Source organism: Erythrobacter sp. (genome assembly GCF_030066995.1).
GTDB lineage: Bacteria > Pseudomonadota > Alphaproteobacteria > Sphingomonadales > Sphingomonadaceae > Erythrobacter.
The window spans coordinates 262,896-277,392 of record NZ_JASJAP010000001.1; the positions used below are offsets into that span (position 1 = coordinate 262,896).

A 14,497-nucleotide genomic window follows, 5' to 3' on the forward strand; every position below is an offset into this window, starting at 1 on the left:
ACGAATTCTTCTTCGATTGGAGGGGAAGAGCGGGTCGCTGGGCTCGGCTCGTCCTTTCACGCGTGCGCAAATGTTTCCCGGCGCTTGCTGTCGAGCGCGTCGAATTTCATCACAAAAGCGCCAAGAATGGCTGCAAACCGCCATTTCCGCTGCGAATTGTCTTTGACAGCGGCCCGGAAACGCGTGCACTCTGATTCTTCTGGCAAAGCCGATTCACCCATAAACTCACCGCATCAAATTGAGGGGAACCACGAATGAACAAAAACGATCTGATCAGTGCCGTCGCTGAGAAAAGCGGCCTCTCGAAGACCGATGCGTCGAACGCCGTTGAAAGCGTTTTTGACTCGATCACGAAGGCGCTGTCGGGTGGCGATGAAGTGCGACTGGTTGGATTTGGCACGTTCTCCGTGGCGAAGCGTAAGGCCTCGACCGGGCGCAACCCGCGCACCGGCGAGCCGATGAACATTCCGGCCTCAACCCAGCCCAAGTTCAAGGCCGGCAAAGGCCTCAAAGACGCGGTGAACTAATCAAATCCGCCTTGTCGGCGCCGCGCCTCGCGCTGAGCTATTCTGACCTCGCCGGTCCATAAAGGTCGGCGGGGTCTTTCCATCGGAAGCTGGGCCGGGCTTACTGGCCGAGGTCAATCAGGGCTGTCGGTGCGGCCTTGGAGCGCGGACCGATTTCCCAGGTCAGCTTCTCGCCCGTCCCCGTCGCGCTGGCGCCTTCATCGGTGTTGTTCGCGCGAATGGCCATTCCGCCGGTAGTGACGATCGTGAAAGTGCCTTCGGGTGCGGGCACGTCGGGCATAGTCTCGTTGCCCGCCTCGGAGCTTTCCGGCGAAAGCGCGGCCAACCCAGCCATGCCCGCAAGGCCGCCCATCATCGCGCCCAACGGATTGTCGTCATTCTGCTGGGAGAAGCCCGGAGCATTGACCCGCACCAGATTGCCATCGCGCAGGAAGATCTGGACGAAGGGATTGGTGGTGGGCACATCCTCGATCAGCGGGAACAGAAACTCGTGCGTAAGCTTGCCCTCCAGTCGATAACTCACGTCGAAGACGCCGTTGCCCTTGTCCACGACACGGTCCCAGCCCTTCTGGCGCTCGATCAGCTTGACAAACTTGGCCGTCGCTTCGGGATCGTCGGCGTCGATGCCTCCCAGCAAGGCCGACATTTGCTCGGCCTGCTGCGCGGCTTCGGCGGCGCGTTTTTCGGCATTCGCTTCCCAAGCGGCGCGCTGGCCTTCCAGCTCATTGCTGGTGCATTGACGCTCCTCGAACGTGCCATCTATGTAGCATGGCTCTGGTTCGAATTCTTTCGTCGCCTCTCCCATCTTCGCCAGTTGCGAGAGCCCAAGGAAGAAGATCTCGCCCTCGTATGAGAATGTGAAGCCCCGATCCGGTCCCAGCTCAAGCTCTGATACGAACTTGCCCGGCGTGATGAAGCATCCCGTCAAAAGCAGCGAAAGGCTCGCCAGCGTGGCGGCGGCCAGCGCACGCAGCGGGCGGCGGATCTCAGTCGGCGCGTACATAGTTACATCCCCCCAGGGTTTGCATCACAGCCCGTTCTAACCGCTCCGGGTTGCCACGGCGTAAAGAGCCACAGCCGCCGCGTTGGATACATTCAGGCTCTCGATATCCGAGGTGATAGGCAATCTGGCAAGCGCGTCGCAATGGTGCGCGATGTTCTGTCGTATGCCTTCGCCTTCGGCTCCCAGCACCAGCGCGACCGGTCCGCTGGTGAGCGCATCCGCAAGCGTTTCCTTCGCTTCGCCGGCAAGCCCAATGCGCCAATAGCCCGCATCCGCAAGGTCATCGAGGGCGCGCGCGAGGTTGACCACGCGCACCCAGGGCACCGTCTCCAATGCGCCCGAGGCCGATTTCGCGAGGACGCCTCCTTCGGGCGGCGCGTGGCGGTCCTGCGTCACGATAGCCGCCGCTCCGAAAGCCGCAGCGGAGCGCAGGATGGCTCCAACGTTGTGCGGATCGGTCACCTGATCGAGCACGACGATTGGCCGTGTAGGATCGCCATCGGCAATCTCATCGAGAAAGGTTGCATCCAGCGGTTCGCATTCCAGCACGAGGCCCTGATGCGGCGCGTCCTTGGCGACCAGCCGCGCAAGGTCCTGAACATCCGCGTATTCAACCGGGAAGTCGGGCGGCAAATCGCCGTCCAAGGTTTCGATTCCCTCGCGTGTCGCCCACAATTTGCGGTGCTGGCGACGGGGGTTCTTGAGAGCGGCTTCGACCGGGTGGCGGCCCCACAGACGCACATGGCCGGCGGTGGCGCGGCCCGATCCGCGGCCGCCCTTCATCCGCCCCGCGCGCCCTCGCAGCGCACGCTTTCTCTCTCCCTTGGCCATTCGATCCCCTCTGTGCAAAAGATGCGCTCGGACGCCGCGCATCGTGAATAATGGCGCTCCACTGCCAGCCGCCCCATTGACAGGCAAGGCTCGGTTCGCCAAAGCGCGCCTCTCGGCGAACGGGGTAGGGTGTTTAGGCGCCTGTCCCGCGCTCGGTTGGCACGACGCCCAAGCGTTCCAATCGCTCCTTCGCGACGTGTCGTGTGGACAGGTGGCCGAGTGGTTAAAGGCAGCAGACTGTAAATCTGCCCGCGCAAGCGTACGCTGGTTCGAATCCAGCCCTGTCCACCACCGCCCTTTCTCAGCACATCCCCGAAAAGCCCTAGAAATCCCAGAAAACCAAGGGTATTCTGCCTTCCGATGGCCGCCCCTGTTCGCTGTTATTTGCCTGCAACCGGCAGTGAGTGTGGGGAAGGTGTGGGGAGGAAAGTAGGCTTCCCCACACTCCGGCTCTCTCAATTGGCCTCCAGAAATGTGGGGAACGAGAATGGGCAAACTTACAGCGGTGGCGGTCAAGGCCGCTTTGGCGAATCAAGGCACTTATCAGGATGGTGACGGTCTTTTCCTGAAAGTTGGAAAAACTGGTGCGGCTTCCTGGCTTTTGCGTCTCCAACGCGATGGCAAACGACAGGACATTGGTCTTGGAAGTGCGAAGCTGGTTACGCTCGCGGAAGCGCGCTCCAAAGCGGCGGAGTTGCGAAAGGCCGTAAAGGTCGAGAAGCGCGACGTGCTGACGGAGAGGAAGGACGAGGAAGCAGCCAAAGTCACCTTCCGCGAAGCGGCTACTCAGTATCATTCTGAGAACGAGGCAGGCTGGAAAAGCGATGTTTACGGTCGCCAATGGCTCGCCAGTCTGGAGAACTACGCCTTCCCGAAGCTGGGCAACATGACGACCGGCGGGATCACCGCTGCCGACATCATCTCCGTCCTTACGCCGATCTGGCAGGAAATCCCCGAAACCGCCCGCCAGGTCCGCAACCGGATTTGCGCGGTGCTCGACTACTCCCACGCCAAGGGTTGGCGCTCGACCGAGGCTCCATCGGGCAATAGCAGTCTGAAGGCGGGGCGAGGGCTGCCCAGGCAGGTCAAGAAACCGACCAACCGCAAGGCGATGCCATACGTCGCCGTTCCTTCGTTCCTGACCGCGCTGCGGCGCAAGCCATCATATTCGCGCCTTGCGCTGGACCTTCTCATTCTGACTGGTGTTCGCTCGCAGGAAGTGCGGCTCGCGAAATGGGACGAATTCGATCTGGACCAGCGCCTTTGGACAATCCCAGCCGAACATATGAAGCGCAGCAGGGCGCACATTGTGCCGCTGTCAGAGGCAGCTCTGGCGGTGTTTGTGAAGGCGGACGCAATGCGTCTTGAGGGTGCCGAAGTGGTCTTCCCCGGCATGACCGGCAAGGCGATGTCCAACATGACGCTGCTCAAGGTCATGCGCGACATGCAGGAACCGTTTCACGTCCACGGTTTCCGCTCCAGCTTTACCGACTGGGCTGCCAACGAAGGCTTCCCCAATGCGGTGGTCGAAGCGGCGCTGGCGCATAAGACTCCGGACGCGGTCCAAGCAGCTTATCGCCGCACCACCTATCTTGGCACGCCGGATAATCCCGGTGCACGGGTGGAGCTGATGGAAGCTTGGGGCAGATATTGTACTGGGACGAGTTCCACGAAGCCGTAAGATCGCCGGCCACTCATGCGCACCGACTGCAAGCTCAGATGACCGCTTTTGGGAAGGTCGGTTGCCAAAGCCCTACGACCGGAATTGGGGGTGAAAGCGGACTCAGGGCTGACGGGAGAATATTAGGACGGTCAGGCTTTCTGGCTTTTTAGATTATGCTTGCCCTACCCTTCTTCTCAGGTGCATTTAGATTTCGACGCAAAGGCCATCGTGGGAGCATATTACTTCAAGCTCTGAGCCGCTGCGAGTCAGCTCTTCATATCGGATCGTCTCGTCATGCATTCGCTGGATATCGGCGTCGGAGTAGGTTGGCTCGTGGTGAAACAGCGCTAGCCGTTTGGCACCCGCCTCATGGCACAGATCCACGGCGACGATGTTGGATGAGTGGCCCCAATCCTCCTTGATCGAAACGCTGTCGGCGAGTGAATACATTGTGTCGGCAATGACGAGATCAGCCCCTGCCATGAAGTCGACCATGGCTGACTCCTGGCCCATCTTGTCGATCTTGTATTCTGCGTCCGTCGAATAAACCACAGTGCTTCCTTGCGCGTCTCGGAAGCGGTAGCCGTAGCTTACATGGCTGTGAGCTTGATCGATCAATCCCACTGTCAATTCACCGACCTGATACTCGGTGCCGGGCGTTAGAGTGCAAAACTCAATATCCGCTTTGAGCCACTCAAACGGGACGGGGAACGAGATTCTCTCCTGCTGCCGTCGAAGCGCCTCTTCGGCATCGACATGCCCTGCATGGATGATAACTTTCGCGCCTTCTACAGATGCTGGTGTGAAAAACGGGAATCCCATGATGTGGTCCCAATGGAGATGCGACAGAAAGAAATGCCATTCCTTTGGCCGCTGATAGCCAGCCAGTCGGCGAAGTGTATCTAAGCCAAACTCACGCAAGCCTGACCCCATGTCGCACACTACAAAGGCTCCTCTTCCGGCGTCCACCTCGACGCAGCTGGTCGCACCACCATAGCCTTGACCAACAGCGAATTTGAGTTCGTCGCGTGCAAAATTGAGCGCCGCTTGTTTATCTACAAAAGTTCGTCCGCTTGCTTGAAGCAAGGCATCCGCGATCTTGTCCGAATATATGGAAGCAGGAGGTGCAACGGGTAGAGACCCTCGCGTTCCCCAAAACCGGATCTGCATGCTCACCCCCGTCTATGCTCGCCACTACGCCGCTTGCATGTATCCATCACATAGAAATCAAAGTTGCGTTCGATGACAAGCCTTTCATGGGTGGCTGTAGTTCGACCTGAAAGTGAAACACGAACGAGTGCTGTCAGTCCAACGCGAGCTGGTCTCTGGCAGACAAAGAGACCGCTAACCACACGTAAGCTCAGGCCTTCCGGCTTTTCTACTCTGGCGAGGCGGATGAGCATCCAATTGCCGTACCTCAATCGACTCCGACTTCAATCGGGTCCATTTGCTATGACGGTGCTACGGGTCACGGCGAAGCTTTCAAAAGGTGATGGGTGGGGCTCCAACGTATTCGCATCGTACGGCCATTGTCTCGCTACCTCATTCCGGAATCTGTTCGATTGTTCTGGCCAGCTCGCCCGACGGGACTAGGCGCTAACAGGGCTGCTTGGCACCTCGCTGGGTGTTAAAATTGTTCTGAGTTCACTGCTAACGTTTTCGCCTATGTGACTATCGTATTGTAGCCAAACGCCAGTTATCAGTAATGCCCAGAGGAGGCTAAAAAGCGAACCGACGAGAAAATATTCTGCGGTTGCTTGGTCATCGAGCTCCTTAAAGCGAGCTACAGTTTTTAGCGCGATTACAGCGGCAACAATTTCCAAGCTTCCCGAAATGATCCCAACTGACAGCATAATGCGTTCGAGCCAGCCGATAACTCGACCAGCCCTAGCTATATCCGTAGTATTTGTCGGATCGTTTTGCAGGCCTGTAGCGCAAAAAAGACCCTTGCAGGCCCAATTACCAACTGTCCCTAGTAAAAGGAAGGCTGCAAGCGTATACAGAACAACATGTAATGCGGGCGACATAATTTCATTCGAGCCCTTTATCAATACTCTTGAGTAGCTCCACGATTGCATTCCATTGCCTGGCATAGAGATCAAAATTTCCGGAGCTTCGCACCTTGTAGACACTATGGGCCGAAACTTGCCGATGCCGTGCAACTTCGTCTACACTCAGACCCCCAAGTAGTTGAGTGATATCGTTTAGCTGTTGTTTGGTCCATCCTTTCTCTATGGCGGTCAGGGTGGCTCCTAGGGCTTCTAGGGCTAACTGGATTGCTGGACGATTGGGTATAAAGAAGCGATAAAGATTATCCGAACGTTTTTCATCGAGGATGGCACGAGTATCAGCGAGTCCCGGTCCCATCATGTTCCAGGCTCGCTTGCGGTTAATTGGTGTTTCAAGCCTTGCTAGTCCCAATGCGAAGCGGCACTCTACACCCTGCTTTAGTAGCTCTAAGCGTATTGTGCGCATAAGAGTGACGCCGTCGGCAAGCGTCTCAACAAGGCCTTGAAATTCGTCTCCCAGGGTGATCGTAAGTGGTGAGGCGATCGTTGATGCGTGATGCTTATTCTGTTGCGTGACAACCTTGTTGAGGATGTCATGGAGTTGTGACGGCGAAGCAGCAGCTTCGCTTCCAACTATGTCTCCCATTAGGATCGCATATGAATGCCATTCGTCTCGGTCTTTGAGGGTCATTTGCACTTAATGACCCTGAAATGGGTCAAGGTCAACCATTAGCCCAATTTTGGGTCAAAAGATGCGTAGGCCCGATCTTTGCGCCATGGTTCAAGGGTGCTTGGGTTCTGCGCCACAGGATCGAATTAGGAGACGACTATGAGTGTTCCCCTTAGTCGCACGAGCCTCGGAGATTCTCCGCTCTTGGACATAAAATCTCGGATCGCTACGTCTTAGCCGTGGGCGCAAGGCTGCCGGCCTGCCAACATCCGCAATTGGGTCGTAAGCTGAATGGCAGCTTCTAAGCCTTCACCATTCAAAAGGGGACAGTCCGCAATCGGCCCAGTTCGCGTCATCGGTAAACGTCGCATTCTGGGGGTGAAAGCTGACATATCTCATATGCCTGCAGTCAATCATAATTAGCTTGCGAGAGAGGTTGCGACGTAGAGCACCATCAAATTTCGCCGATGACGACTGGATCACCTTCGAACTGCTGCTCCAGTCAGTTTGTCTCAAAGAAGCGCTTGGCCTGGTCGATGATATGCTCGTTGTCCAAGTCTTCACCGACGGCGCAAGCAACCGTGCGACTGATATGCGCGTAGGGAAGCCCAGACTGCTCGTGCCAAGCGTTGAACGCAGATTGGATTGCCGCCAAATCGCGTTTTGAAGAGGGATTTTCGGCGATGTCGCAGCCAGCATATTTGAGCGCTGACACGACATCTGGCGTCAGAACGAATGCGTCCCAACCCACCATTCTGAGGACCCATTGCCCTGTCTGCCCGCCTAGCCTTCCACCACATTTCTTGAGATGAGCCATCAGCCCAATCTGATCATCGCTTGGCCAACCGGCGAGAAATTGGCCAAATGAGCCATATCTCTCGGCAACATCGGCCACAAAATAGGCATTGCTGCGTGTGGCTCTGATCTTCGGCCCACTTCGAACAATCCGCTTGTCGTGAGCGTATGCGTCCCATTCCTCATCTGAAAGCCCTGTAAGCGCATCAACGTTGAAGACGAGGAAAGCTTCTTCGAACTGAGACCACTTCTTTTCCACCACCTCCCAGCTGAACTGCACGCGGTTCACGACCTTGGTCATGCAGGCGAGGACAAGATCGTCCGACAACTCCGCAAGCTCAGTCTTTGTCCTTACCCTCGGCATTAACGCATCAAGAGCGCCTTGACCGCCTTTCCTTTCGACGGCGGCGGCCTGGAGATTGCGGAACTGCATGAGCGTGTTGTCTATCGCTAGCGTCATCCATCATTCCTCGGATGGCAGCCGGTCAAGCCAATCGGAGAGCGCGCGGCCAAGCCCGTGAGGGCTGTCCTCTTGAAAGAAGTGCAGGCCCGGTCCCGCCACTCGCGTCTCCATATTGGAGAAATTCGCCTCATAATACGCAATAACTGGGGGTGGCGTAAGCGTCCCTGGCTCCGCCCGAACGAACAGCTTCGGCTTATCGGTCTGGGTCATCCATTCGCCGTTTGCCAAAACAGCTGCGGTCGCCTCTGCTGGCTCGCCACCGATCGGAACTTCACGGGGCCATTGCAGAGTGGGGCGACGACTATCTGGCGTCATGAATGGCGCGCGATACGCTTCTAGCTCTTCCTGCGTGAGACCGCGTATAACCAAGCTTGGAAGCATCTGCTCGACGAAGAAGTTGTTCTCCAGGACCATCTCCTCGCCGACACCGTCGGTTCGAAAGTTTCTGAAGACCTCGCCGAGTTCTGGACCCATTGCTTCATAGCTAGGAGCCGGAAAGGCCGGAGGCATAACGGCTTCCATAAAGGCAATTGCACGAACATTGTCCTCATTGAGGCGCGCGTAACGCATCCCGAGGACCGATCCCCAATCATGCACCACGAGCGTGACATCCTCGAGGCCCAGTTCGCGAATAAAGCCATCGACGTATGCCGCGTGATCGCCGAAAGTGTATCCAATATCAGCCTGCTCGCTATCCCCCATGCCAATCAGATCAATCGCGATCGCCCGATGGTTGTCAGATACGTACGGAATGACGTTGCGCCAAAGATAAGATGAAGTCGGGTTGCCATGAATGAAGAGCACAACCGGCCCTTCGCCCACATCGACATATGCAATCTTGTGTCCGTTAACCTGAATAGCCTTCTTTTCGAATGGGAATGATGCGGAAATTGTATCCTCATCAGTCGCGGCGATAGTTTGATCGGATGGAGCGCTGCTCAGGTTAGTCTCGCTGTAAGCGCAGCCTGAAAGAAGGGCCGCCGCGCCGAGAAGGAGTGGCCACCGCAACTTCTCGTTGGTGGCCGATGCAGTTCCAAGCCAGCGGTCGGTCGATTGCTTTTTGGTTTCTCTCATCACTCGGGTTTCCTCTTGCGTCATCTGGCCTACTGCATCTCTCAGAAGGGCTGGCTCGGGTTTAGGAATTTGGCACCGCATAGATGCGCAAGGTCACGGTCCCGGCCTGTTGGCGAAGGGGGACAAGGCTTTGGTACGCTTCCGAACGATACCAAGCCAAAGCCTGCTCAACCGACGCAAACCTGACTACAGAGATAAGGCCGTGATTCGCGTCACCGGCCAGCGTCTCTGCAAGCCTTCCACCAACGACAGGCGCACCGCCGAATTCGCGAAGCGTGGCTTGCGCCTGCGCCGCGTATTCGCGGAACTTTACTGGATCTTCGATAGCGACTGTCGCGACGACGATGGCTGCAGCAGGATTCTCCTCTTGCGCAACGGCTGGCGAAGCGAAGCTGATTAGTGCGAATGCAAATGCTAAAAATAGACTCTTCATAATGCGCTCCTCTCAACCCGCTTTGTAGATTGCCATCGAGACATCTGCAGCTGCATCGCGAATGGGGCGCAGTGCCTGATAGGCCTCTGAAGATGACCACGCCTCGGCCTTCTCAAAGCTCTCAAACTCGACGACCGCGGCCATCATGTGGTCTGCCTCACCAGCCAAAACTTCAGAGAGCTTCCCCCGTGCCACTGGTTTCCCGCCAAACTGAGCCAGCGTCGGTCCAAGGCCTTGCGAATACTCCTGAAACTTGGCGGGGTCTTTGATTGAAATTCTTGCGATGACGAATGCACTCATGGCTTCGGCTCCTTCTCGACGTTCTGATTTATGGTCGGACTACGGGATGGAAAACCTGCCCATCCATGTAACCCGACATCTGTCGGGATTGATAATTACAAACGTCGGGTTATAATGCAAGACGAAAATTCTCGCATCGGCGAGGGGTGAAGAGCGACAACAGGATAGTCACATGCCGCGAGCCAAATCATTCGAACGCGAGGAAGCGATCGAGCTAGCCAAGAAGGTGTTCTGGAAGCACGGCTATAATACGCTTGGTATTCGTGGGATCGAGCAAAAGACTGGCCTTGGCCGGTTTGCGATCAACAATCAGTTTGGTGGCAAGGAAGGCCTTCTTCTCGGCGCACTGGAGCAATACCTTGCTGATGGCGACGGCTACATCCTTGAGCCACTTCGAGAAGGGCAGGATCTGTCGGCTGTCGAAGCAGTCATAATGAGCCTCGTGGAGGAAGCCGATGACAGCTACCTTCCCTATGGTTGCCTTGTTCTCAACACTGTGATTGAGAACTCCTCGCGCCCAAGCGAGAAAGTGAAAGAACGCACTGACGAATTCTACGCGGAACTCAGATCGACTCTAAGGGCGTACTTTGATCGCCTTAAGCAGTCAGGAGCTATCTTACGCGACGTTCCGACATCGGAGATGGTTGAGTTTGTCGTCGGCGCCACGATTGCCATCAACTTCATGAATAGAGACGCCGGAAAGGTCGCTGCAGGCCTAGGGTTCGCAAAGTCGGCCGTTCGGACCATCAGGGGATGGGCCGCCCCTTAGCGCGCGACCCTTATGCTCTCGGCGAAAACCACCCATCACCCCCTAACTAAGCTCGACCGGGACCATCCGAGAATGTCCGCAATTGGGTCGGAAGCCGAATGGCAGGAAATATCTCAGAGAAGAGTACAGCGGACGCGTCAGGGCGAAATTTCTATTGAGCAACTGACCGACCGTTCCTTCTTATGCGCCTTCTCCTTGCACCGATCCAGCGCCTCGCGGTTTGCGCTCAGTATACTGTGGGCCGTCATCAGCTCTTCAAAACCTTTCGGATTTTGTGTCTGGATAAGCCGCATTCCCGCTTCCACGATGGTCGGTTCGCCTAGAGTCTTGCGAGCCATCCGCTCGGGCCAATGCCAGCTTTCGGGCATGTTGCGCGCGATGGTGCCAGGCAGGACCGACCATAGCAGGATACCGACCAGCACTCCAACGCCTGCAAAGCGCCAAGCCTGGCGCTTTCGTTCGGCCTCATCGCGGACACGCCCCGCAATCGCATTGATCTGCATGGTGGCGCTGTCGAAGTCCTTGCGGCCCTGCCGAAGCAAGTCGCTGGTATCGCGCAGCATGTCATTCGAGGCGCGTTTGATCTGAACTGCAACGTCTTCCGGCGTCAGTTCGAAAGCAGGCTTGCTGCCAATTGTGCTTAACGTCTTGGAGACTTGCGCCAGCTCATCGGCCATCTGGCTGAGCGTAGTAGTGTAGTCCGGGATCACGATGTCGGCTCGCTCCCTGGCCATGTTCTGGACGGTATGGCGCACCAATGCCATTTCGCCTTCGAGACGGGCGAAGGCTTCCGTCGCCGGATCGGTTTCCGTCACGGCCTCCGGTTCCGAGCCCGGCGCGGGCGGTTCCTCGACTTCGAGGTCCAGCTGCACTTCTTCGATGTGGTCGTCTTCCATGTCGTTTCTCCTAAATGCCCATGTCGAAAGCGCGGGTGCGCTCGCGGGTGAGGGTTGCGGTGAGTTCATTGGCGATGCTGCGTTCGGGCTTTGGATCGATGCCAAGTTCGCGGGCCTTGCCGCGCAGCACGACTTCGACCTGCGGATCACGTTCAAGCCCCTTCGCCAGTTCGTTTTGCTTGGCCGACACGCGGGCAGCGCCCGCGCGATCACCTTGCTGCTCAAGCTGTTTGCGTGCCGTGCTCAGCCCCTGCCAGTCACTGACAAAGCGCTCGGATCGCAGCGCCGGATCGGTGCGCACGGCGGCTTCGTCCTGCATGGCGCGCATGGCTTCCTGGCTGCGCCCGCCAGCGGCCTCTGCGATCAGCTTAGGATGCCGCTCCAGCGCTTTGGCGAGATCGTTGGCTGCATGGGGGCGGATCGTATCGAGCGCCTTTCCGGCCTTTGCCAGCGCGTCCTTCTGGTGCGGGAGCACGGGCAAGCCCTGGGCCTGCATCGTGCCGATATCGCTAAGCGCGCGAGCGTAACGTTCGACCGCGCGGCGCTGGTCGTTCTGCGTGCTTGCCTGTGCTGGAAATGGTTCGAGCTGGCGGGCCTGCGGACGGAAGTTTGCGAAGATCGATTTGGCGCGTTCGGGCACTTGCCGAACCATCTCCATGACCCGCTCGCGGAAGCGGATGCCCCGCAGTTCGGCGAAAGCCTGCTCGGGCTTGTAGTCGCTCGCCATATCCTTCCCACGCTCGCGGCTCAGCGTGCGGACAAGTTTCGACTGATCGGCGAAGTCATCGCGGCCATAATGCAGCGCCAACCCGTCGCGATGGCGCGACATGGCGACATAGGCGGAATGGCTGTCCATGCCCGGCGTGGCGAGCACATGGGCGCGGTCCACCGTCATGCCCTGCGCCTTGTGGATCGTTGCCGCGTAGCCATGATCGATGTGGGCATAATCCTTGGTCTCGAACGCGACTTCGCGGCCATCGTCGGTCTGCACCGCCATGCTTTGCGCGCTGGCCATCGCGACCGTGCCGAGTGTCCCGTTCTTCACTCCAAGCCCGCGCTCGTTGCGCAGGAAGATGATGCGGTCGCCTGACGCAAACTGGCGCTCGCCACGCGCCGCCTTGATCGTGGCATCGGCACCCAGTGCTCCAGCCGCACGCATCTTATCGCGCGCCATGTGGTTCAGCTCGCGCACCTCGTCATTGGTGTGGGTGAGGATGATCCGGCTGCCGCTTGGGCTGGCTTGCCGCTCCTCATTCCAGCGCTCAATCAGCGTCGTTCGTGCATCCTCTCGCGTGTCAGCGACATGGGCCATGCCGCGTTCCTCGTAGCTCCGGATTGCCTCGCCAGAACGGCCCGTGGCGAGATGCCGGGTTGCATCCTGCTGCCATGCCGAAAGCTGGCGACGGACCTCGCTGATCTCGACCCCGCCGTGGCGCTCGTGGATCGCGCGGAAAGCCGCGCCCGCTTCGATGGCCTGAAGCTGCTGCTGGTCGCCAACCAGGACAACTTTCGCGCCTTTTCTAGCGGCATAGGAAAGCACGCGCTCCATCTGGCGCGTGCCGACCATGCCCGCTTCGTCGATGACGAGCACATCCTTAGCAGTCAGCTTCTCGCGTCCCTTGCCCCATTGATGCTCAAGGCTGGCGATGGTGCGCGACGCGATGCCGGAGCCGTTCTCCAGCCCCTCGGAAGCAATGCCGGAGAGGGCAGCGCCGCGCACATTGTAGCCAGCGCTTTCCCATGCTTTACGCGCCACGCCGAGCATCGCGCTTTTGCCGGTTCCGGCGTAGCCAACGACAACCGCAAGGCCGTCCTTCTTGGTGACATGCTCGAAGGCGGATTTCTGTTCGCCGGAAAGGACCAGGCCGCGCCTCGAAGCTCTAGCGAACGCGGCATTCCGTTGGACATCATTGACGCTGTGTCTTGTGTGCGCGGCTAATGTGTCGGCTGCATGTTGCAGCCGCTGTTCGGTCTCGATCATTGCGCGTGACGTGAACCGATCTTGCCCGCGTCCGTCTTGGCCCAAGGTGATCAGATCGTGCGAGGCGCGCACCGCATTGTAGGCCTTGTCGAACTGCTTCTTGCCGTCGCTGTGCCGGTGAACAAAGGCAGCAAGATCGCGCTTGGTGAACGTCGCTTGCTGGTGCGTGATCGCATCCAGTGCCAGAGCCGGATTGGCGATGATGCGCTCGCCATTGCGCTGGGCGATGGCGCGGTGTTCCTCGATCCGTTCGGCTTCCAGTCCGCGTCCGCCAATGCGCGAGGCGGCGGGACCGATCTTGTCTTGCGGCTCCAGCGCAATCCCCTGCGCTTCCAGGCTCCGATGATCGATCCGTGCATCGATGTCGCGTTCGGCCAGCGCCCGGTTGACGTGATCGGCCCAGCGCCCGCGCCATTGTTCAATGAGGGCGGTCTTGTTCCAGTCGCGGACCTTTGCGCCAAAGCCGTCTCTAGTGACCTCGCGCATCGTCAACATTACGTGTGCGTGTGGCTTGGCTTTGCCGTCCTCCCCAATATCCCAATGCACATTGAGATCGGCGATCATGCCTTTCTCGACGAATTCGGCTTTCACGAACTCGCGCGCCAGCTTGATGTTGTCCTTCTTCGACAGTTCGCGCGGCAAAGCAAACTCGACCTCGCGGGCGAGCTGGGCATCCTTGCGCTTCTCGGCGGCCTCGACCGCATTCCACAGAGTTGCGCGGTCGGTGAAGGCTTCGGGTGCGCCTTTGGGTAGCATCACTTCGGAATGAAGGACGCCTGCCTTGTTGGTGAAGTCATGGGTTCTGTCGATCCGCTCATCGTGCAGTTGTTCTCCTGCACGATAGGCTGCCGCCGCCACGGCACTGCGTCCGCTCGACCTTCCGATGACCTTTGCGCTGAAGTGAAAGATTGCCATGTCGGCAATCCAGTTACACTCCAAACGCCACGTCGGCACGACGTATAAGCGCGCCCTCTCATGATAAAATCCTGTTCGGGACTAGGCGGTATCACACTGTCCCGGCGACCTTACTGCATTGGATTACAAGCACGATTAAGATGGCTCCATCACACCAACGATGGAGAT

At 58.2% G+C, this 14,497-nt stretch carries 14 protein-coding genes and 1 tRNA gene; 4 read left to right on the forward strand and 11 right to left on the reverse strand.

The window, feature by feature from the left end:
* Positions 1–56: 56 nt before the first annotated feature.
* Positions 57–221 (reverse strand): hypothetical protein, encoded by a 165-nt coding sequence (locus tag QNI87_RS01330; RefSeq protein ID WP_300592908.1) that lies wholly within the window; start codon positions 219–221, stop codon positions 57–59.
* Between the two features lie 33 nt (positions 222–254).
* Between QNI87_RS01330 and QNI87_RS01335 the strand changes: the two genes are divergently transcribed.
* Positions 255–527: an HU family DNA-binding protein gene (locus QNI87_RS01335; protein ID WP_300592912.1), complete on the forward strand. Its 273-nt coding sequence runs from the start codon at positions 255–257 to the stop codon at positions 525–527.
* 100 nt (positions 528–627) lie between these two features.
* Here QNI87_RS01335 and QNI87_RS01340 read toward each other — a convergent pair whose 3' ends face one another.
* Positions 628–1,530, reverse strand: a complete 903-nt coding sequence (locus QNI87_RS01340) for a hypothetical protein (RefSeq protein WP_300592915.1) — start codon at positions 1,528–1,530, stop codon at positions 628–630.
* A 36-nt stretch (positions 1,531–1,566) separates the two neighbouring features.
* Positions 1,567–2,361, reverse strand: coding sequence for a 23S rRNA (guanosine(2251)-2'-O)-methyltransferase RlmB (gene rlmB, locus QNI87_RS01345; RefSeq protein WP_300592918.1), 795 nt, complete (start codon positions 2,359–2,361; stop codon positions 1,567–1,569).
* A gap of 205 nt (positions 2,362–2,566) precedes the next feature.
* Here rlmB and QNI87_RS01350 point away from each other — a divergent pair.
* A tRNA-Tyr gene (locus QNI87_RS01350) sits at positions 2,567–2,652 on the forward strand.
* A gap of 196 nt (positions 2,653–2,848) precedes the next feature.
* A complete protein-coding gene (locus tag QNI87_RS01355) occupies positions 2,849–4,042 on the forward strand; it encodes a site-specific integrase (protein WP_300592920.1) in 1,194 nt (397 codons plus the stop codon).
* 186 nt (positions 4,043–4,228) lie between these two features.
* On the opposite strand, the gene QNI87_RS01360 is transcribed toward QNI87_RS01355, so the two are convergent.
* From QNI87_RS01360 to QNI87_RS01385, 6 genes are all read right to left on the reverse strand, one after another.
* The gene (locus QNI87_RS01360; protein ID WP_300592922.1) at positions 4,229–5,194 is read right to left on the reverse strand and encodes an MBL fold metallo-hydrolase; all 966 of its coding nucleotides are present in this window, start codon (positions 5,192–5,194) and stop codon (positions 4,229–4,231) included.
* Between the two features lie 861 nt (positions 5,195–6,055).
* Positions 6,056–6,679: a SatD family protein gene (locus tag QNI87_RS01365; protein WP_300592925.1), complete on the reverse strand. Its 624-nt coding sequence runs from the start codon at positions 6,677–6,679 to the stop codon at positions 6,056–6,058.
* A 526-nt stretch (positions 6,680–7,205) separates the two neighbouring features.
* Positions 7,206–7,931, reverse strand: a complete 726-nt coding sequence (locus QNI87_RS01370; protein ID WP_300592928.1) for a DNA-3-methyladenine glycosylase I — start codon at positions 7,929–7,931, stop codon at positions 7,206–7,208.
* Between the two features lie 30 nt (positions 7,932–7,961).
* Positions 7,962–9,035 (reverse strand): haloalkane dehalogenase, encoded by a 1,074-nt coding sequence (locus tag QNI87_RS01375; RefSeq protein WP_300592931.1) that lies wholly within the window; start codon positions 9,033–9,035, stop codon positions 7,962–7,964.
* A 61-nt stretch (positions 9,036–9,096) separates the two neighbouring features.
* On the reverse strand, positions 9,097–9,468 hold the full coding sequence (locus tag QNI87_RS01380; protein WP_300592934.1) for a DUF1330 domain-containing protein: 372 nt from the start codon (positions 9,466–9,468) through the stop codon (positions 9,097–9,099).
* Positions 9,469–9,480: 12 nt separating this feature from the next.
* Complete coding sequence (locus QNI87_RS01385) at positions 9,481–9,768, reverse strand: DUF1330 domain-containing protein (RefSeq protein ID WP_300592937.1); 288 nt, start codon at positions 9,766–9,768, stop codon at positions 9,481–9,483.
* A 172-nt stretch (positions 9,769–9,940) separates the two neighbouring features.
* Here QNI87_RS01385 and QNI87_RS01390 point away from each other — a divergent pair, with 172 nt between their 5' ends.
* Positions 9,941–10,537 (forward strand): TetR/AcrR family transcriptional regulator, encoded by a 597-nt coding sequence (locus QNI87_RS01390; protein WP_300592939.1) that lies wholly within the window; start codon positions 9,941–9,943, stop codon positions 10,535–10,537.
* A gap of 137 nt (positions 10,538–10,674) precedes the next feature.
* On the opposite strand, the gene QNI87_RS01395 is transcribed toward QNI87_RS01390, so the two are convergent.
* Positions 10,675–11,433: a DUF6118 family protein gene (locus tag QNI87_RS01395; protein ID WP_300592942.1), complete on the reverse strand. Its 759-nt coding sequence runs from the start codon at positions 11,431–11,433 to the stop codon at positions 10,675–10,677.
* A gap of 10 nt (positions 11,434–11,443) precedes the next feature.
* Positions 11,444–14,329: a Ti-type conjugative transfer relaxase TraA gene (traA, locus tag QNI87_RS01400; protein WP_300592945.1), complete on the reverse strand. Its 2,886-nt coding sequence runs from the start codon at positions 14,327–14,329 to the stop codon at positions 11,444–11,446.
* Positions 14,330–14,497: the final 168 nt, after the last annotated feature.

Coding starts and splice junctions, on each gene's coding strand:
- QNI87_RS01330 (WP_300592908.1), bottom strand. CDS start 221: ATGGGTGAATCGGCTTTGCCAGAAGAATCAGAGTGCACGCGTTTCCGG.
- QNI87_RS01335 (WP_300592912.1), top strand. CDS start 255: ATGAACAAAAACGATCTGATCAGTGCCGTCGCTGAGAAAAGCGGCCTC.
- QNI87_RS01340 (WP_300592915.1), bottom strand. CDS start 1,530: ATGTACGCGCCGACTGAGATCCGCCGCCCGCTGCGTGCGCTGGCCGCC.
- rlmB (WP_300592918.1), bottom strand. CDS start 2,361: ATGGCCAAGGGAGAGAGAAAGCGTGCGCTGCGAGGGCGCGCGGGGCGG.
- QNI87_RS01355 (WP_300592920.1), top strand. CDS start 2,849: ATGGGCAAACTTACAGCGGTGGCGGTCAAGGCCGCTTTGGCGAATCAA.
- QNI87_RS01360 (WP_300592922.1), bottom strand. CDS start 5,194: ATGCAGATCCGGTTTTGGGGAACGCGAGGGTCTCTACCCGTTGCACCT.
- QNI87_RS01365 (WP_300592925.1), bottom strand. CDS start 6,679: ATGGGAGACATAGTTGGAAGCGAAGCTGCTGCTTCGCCGTCACAACTC.
- QNI87_RS01370 (WP_300592928.1), bottom strand. CDS start 7,931: ATGCAGTTCCGCAATCTCCAGGCCGCCGCCGTCGAAAGGAAAGGCGGT.
- QNI87_RS01375 (WP_300592931.1), bottom strand. CDS start 9,035: ATGAGAGAAACCAAAAAGCAATCGACCGACCGCTGGCTTGGAACTGCA.
- QNI87_RS01380 (WP_300592934.1), bottom strand. CDS start 9,468: ATGAAGAGTCTATTTTTAGCATTTGCATTCGCACTAATCAGCTTCGCT.
- QNI87_RS01385 (WP_300592937.1), bottom strand. CDS start 9,768: ATGAGTGCATTCGTCATCGCAAGAATTTCAATCAAAGACCCCGCCAAG.
- QNI87_RS01390 (WP_300592939.1), top strand. CDS start 9,941: ATGCCGCGAGCCAAATCATTCGAACGCGAGGAAGCGATCGAGCTAGCC.
- QNI87_RS01395 (WP_300592942.1), bottom strand. CDS start 11,433: ATGGAAGACGACCACATCGAAGAAGTGCAGCTGGACCTCGAAGTCGAG.
- traA (WP_300592945.1), bottom strand. CDS start 14,329: ATGGCAATCTTTCACTTCAGCGCAAAGGTCATCGGAAGGTCGAGCGGA.